Annotated in this window: 3 protein-coding genes; all 3 read left to right on the forward strand. The window is 59.8% G+C overall.

What is annotated here, in order from left to right:
* Window positions 1-75 precede the first annotated feature (75 nt).
* Genes murD through murG form a run of 3 tightly spaced genes read left to right on the forward strand, consistent with a single transcriptional unit; the run spans window position 76 to window position 3,995 of the window.
* Window positions 76-1,482, forward strand: a complete 1,407-nt coding sequence (murD, locus tag Q1Y74_RS13600) for a UDP-N-acetylmuramoyl-L-alanine--D-glutamate ligase (protein ID WP_300814830.1) — start codon at window positions 76-78, stop codon at window positions 1,480-1,482.
* Window positions 1,483-1,494: 12 nt separating this feature from the next.
* Window positions 1,495-2,787: an FtsW/RodA/SpoVE family cell cycle protein gene (locus Q1Y74_RS13605; protein ID WP_300814831.1), complete on the forward strand. Its 1,293-nt coding sequence runs from the start codon at window positions 1,495-1,497 to the stop codon at window positions 2,785-2,787.
* Window positions 2,788-2,825: 38 nt separating this feature from the next.
* Complete coding sequence (murG, locus tag Q1Y74_RS13610; protein ID WP_300814832.1) at window positions 2,826-3,995, forward strand: undecaprenyldiphospho-muramoylpentapeptide beta-N-acetylglucosaminyltransferase; 1,170 nt, start codon at window positions 2,826-2,828, stop codon at window positions 3,993-3,995.
* Window positions 3,996-4,121: the final 126 nt, after the last annotated feature.

Consider the following 4,121-nt stretch of genomic DNA (forward strand, 5'->3'; position numbering starts at 1 on the left):
CCCCTCCCCCAAAGGGAGGGGAGAAGGTGACTGAGAGACAGAAAAAACAAAAACTGAACATTAGAAGAACAAGATATGAAACAGGAAAGTAATTGTACAGACAGAAGTAACTCTACCGCCCTCCCTGCCGGGGAGGAAAAGGAAAAGAGAACTCGGATTGTAGTATTAGGAGCCGGCGAAAGCGGCGCAGGTGCAGCCGTGCTGGCCAAAGTGAAAGGGTTCGACACGTTCGTCTCGGACATGTCGGCCATCAAGGACAAATACAAGGAACTACTGGACAAGTACGACATTGCCTGGGAAGAAGGACACCACACCGAAGAGCTGATTCTGAATGCGGACGAAGTGGTGAAAAGCCCCGGCATCCCCAACGAAGCCCCCCTGATTCTGAAACTGAAGGAACAAGGAACGCCCATCATCTCGGAGATAGAATTCGCCGGACGTTACACCGACGCCAAGATGATTTGCATCACCGGCTCGAACGGCAAGACAACGACCACCTCGCTCATCTACCACATCTTCAAGAGCGCAGGGCTGAACGTGGGGCTGGCAGGCAACATAGGCAACAGCCTCGCCCTGCAGGTGGCCACCGAGCAGCACGACTATTACGTCATCGAGCTGAGCAGCTTCCAGCTGGACAACATGTACAAGTTCCGCGCCAACATTGCCGTGCTGATGAACATCACGCCCGACCATCTGGACCGCTACGACCACTGCATGCAGAACTACGTCGATGCCAAGTTCCGCATCACGCAGAACCAGACTCCCGACGACGCCTTCGTCTTCTGGAACGACGACCCCATCATCAAGCGCGAACTGGCCAAGCACGGACTGAAGGCGCAGCTCTATCCCTTCGCAGCCGTGAAGGAAGAAGGAGCCATCGCCTACGTGGAAGACGGCGAGGTGGAAATCAACGCCCCCATCAGCTTCAACATGGAGCAGGAGGAACTGGCCCTGCGCGGCACGCACAACCTCTACAACTCGCTGGCGGCAGGCATCTCGGCCAACCTGGCGGGCATCAAGAAGGAATACATCCGCAAGGCCCTGTCGGACTTCAAGGGTGTGGAGCACCGCCTGGAGAACGTCTGCGACGTGCGCGGCATCCACTTCATCAACGACTCCAAGGCCACCAACGTCAACTCCTGCTGGTATGCCCTGCAGAGCATGACCACCAAGACCGTGCTCATCCTGGGCGGAAAGGACAAGGGCAACGACTATACGGAGATTGAGGACCTGGTGCGCGAGAAATGCTCCGCGCTGGTCTACCTGGGCCTGCACAACGAGAAGCTGCACGCCTTCTTCGACCGTCTGGGCCTGCCCGTGGCCGACGTGCAGACGGGCATGAAGGACGCCGTGGAAGCCGCCTACCGCCTGGCCAAGAAGGGCGAGACGGTGCTGCTGAGCCCCTGCTGCGCCTCGTTCGACCTCTTCAAGAGCTACGAGGACCGCGGAGAGCAATTCAAGAAATACGTACGCGAACTTTAAAAACCTGACAACGTGGACCTGCTAAAGAGTATATTCAAAGGGGACAAGGTCATCTGGATTATCTTCCTTGTCCTGTGCCTCATCTCCATTGTCGAGGTGTTCAGCGCAGCCAGCACGCTGACCTACAAGAGCGGCGACCACTGGGCGCCCATCACGCAGCACAGCATCATCCTCATGGTGGGCGCGGTGGTGGTGGTGCTGATGCACAACATTCCCTACAAGTGGTTCCAGGTGTTCCCCGTCTTCCTGCTGCCGGCATCGGTCGTGCTGCTGGCGCTGGTAATGATGATGGAACGCATCAACGGCGCGGCCCGCTGGATGACCTTCATGGGCGTGCAGTTCCAGCCCTCGGAGATAGCCAAGATGGCGGTCATCATCGTCACCGCCTTCATCCTCTCCAAGGGACAGGACGAGGACGGGGCCAGCCCGAAGGCCTTCAAGCGCATCATGATCATCACGGGCGTCATCTGCCTGCTCATTGCCCCCGAGAACCTCTCGACGGCCGCGCTGCTCTTCGGCGTGGTGTACCTGATGATGTTCATCGGGCGCGTGTCCATGAAGAAGCTGCTCCTGCTGGCCGGCGGCATCGCGGGAGTGGGCATCCTGGCCGTCACCTTCCTGCTGGCCACCAAGGACGTAGACATTCCCTTCCTCCACCGCTTCGACACGTGGCGCGCCCGCATCGAGCGGTTTGCCGACGACGAGGAAGTGCCCGCCGCCAAGTTTGACATCGACAAGGACGCCCAGATAGCCCACGCCCGCATCGCCGTGGCCACCAGCAACATCGTGGGCAAGGGGCCGGGCAACTCCGTACAGCGCGACTTCCTGAGCCAGGCTTTCTCGGACTTCATCTTTGCCATCATCATCGAAGAGCTGGGGCTGGTGGGAGGAGCCGCCGTGGTGTTCCTGTACATCTGCCTGCTGATACGCGTGGGGCGCATCGCCAAGAAGTGCGACCGCACCTTCCCCGCCTTCCTCGTGGTGGGCATCGCCCTGCTGCTGGTGTCGCAGGCGGTGTTCAACATGATGGTGGCCGTGGGACTGGCGCCCGTCACCGGACAGCCCCTGCCGCTCATCAGCAAGGGCGGAACGTCCACCCTCATCAACTGTGCCTACATAGGCATGATACTCAGCGTGAGCCGCTACACCGCCAAGCTGGACGAACAGCGGGCGCAGGAAGCCCTGGCAGCCGTCCCGGCTGCGGCCGACGGAAGCCCGCTGCCCCCCGAACCGGCCGGAAGCGACGCGCAGACCGCCGCCGAACCGACAGCCCGCCTGCTGAACAGCGACGCAGAATTTGAATGAACCCAAACGGAACCTATAAGAAGGAAAGGAGAAAAGCAATGAACAGCCAACCGCGTATCATCATCAGCGGAGGGGGGACAGGAGGACACATCTTCCCCGCCGTATCCATAGCCAACGCCATCAGGGAACTGCGCCCCCAGGCCGAAATCCTGTTTGTGGGCGCCGAGGGCCGCATGGAAATGCAGCGCGTCCCCGACGCCGGCTACAAAATCATCGGACTGCCCGTGGCCGGATTCGACCGCAAACACCTGTGGAAGAATATCGGCGTCATCATCAAGCTCGTGCGCAGCCAGTGGAAAGCACGCAAAATCATCAAGGACTTCCGCCCCCAGGTGGCCGTGGGCGTGGGCGGATATGCCAGCGGACCCACCCTGAAGACCGCCGGCATGATGGGCATCCCCACCCTGATACAGGAGCAGAACTCCTACGCAGGCGTCACCAACAAGCTGCTGGCCCAGAAGGCCCGGCGCATCTGCGTGGCCTACGACGGCATGGAGAAGTTCTTCCCCGCCGGGAAAATCATCCTCACGGGCAATCCCGTCCGGCAGAACCTGACGGACAGCACCGTCGGCCGCGAAGAAGCGGCCCGCAACTTCGGCTTCGACCCGAAGAAAAAGACCATCCTCATCCTGGGAGGCAGCCTCGGCGCACGCACCATCAACCAGACCCTGACGGCAGCCCTGCCCGCCATCCGCGCCAACGCCGGCGTGCAGTTCATCTGGCAGACGGGCAAAATCTACATCGGACAGGTGAAGGAAGCCATCACCTCCTTCACGGGCGAACCCGTGCTGACGGCCCGCACCGGCGCCCTGCCCAACCTGTACGTGACGGACTTCATCAAGAACATGGCCGCCGCCTACGCCGCCGCCGACCTGGTCATCTCGCGTGCCGGAGCCGGCTCCATCTCGGAATTCTGCCTGCTCCACAAGCCCGTGATACTGGTTCCCTCGCCCAACGTGGCCGAAGACCACCAGACCAAGAATGCCCTGGCGCTGGTGGACAAAGGGGCAGCCGTCTACGTGAAAGACGCCGAGGCGCCCGAAAAGCTGATGTCCGAAGCCCTGAAAATCGTGGCCGACGACGACAGGCTGAAAAGCCTGAGCGCGAACATCGCCCGCCTGGCCCTGCCCGACGCCGCCACCACCATCGCCCGCGAGGTGTTGAAACTCATACCGGGCGAAACGGACGGTGAAAGCCGGGAGAACTGAGCGAGAACAGGATTTATAACTGATTGAAAATTATTAGTGGTGCGATAAAAATTACATCACTGTAGTTAAACGATTAATTTTAAATCAAATATAAGCGTTCATTGATTTTTTGATTTGAAAATGATT

Origin of the sequence: uncultured Bacteroides sp., assembly GCF_949298305.1 — a bacterium.
Taxonomy (GTDB): domain Bacteria; phylum Bacteroidota; class Bacteroidia; order Bacteroidales; family Bacteroidaceae; genus Bacteroides.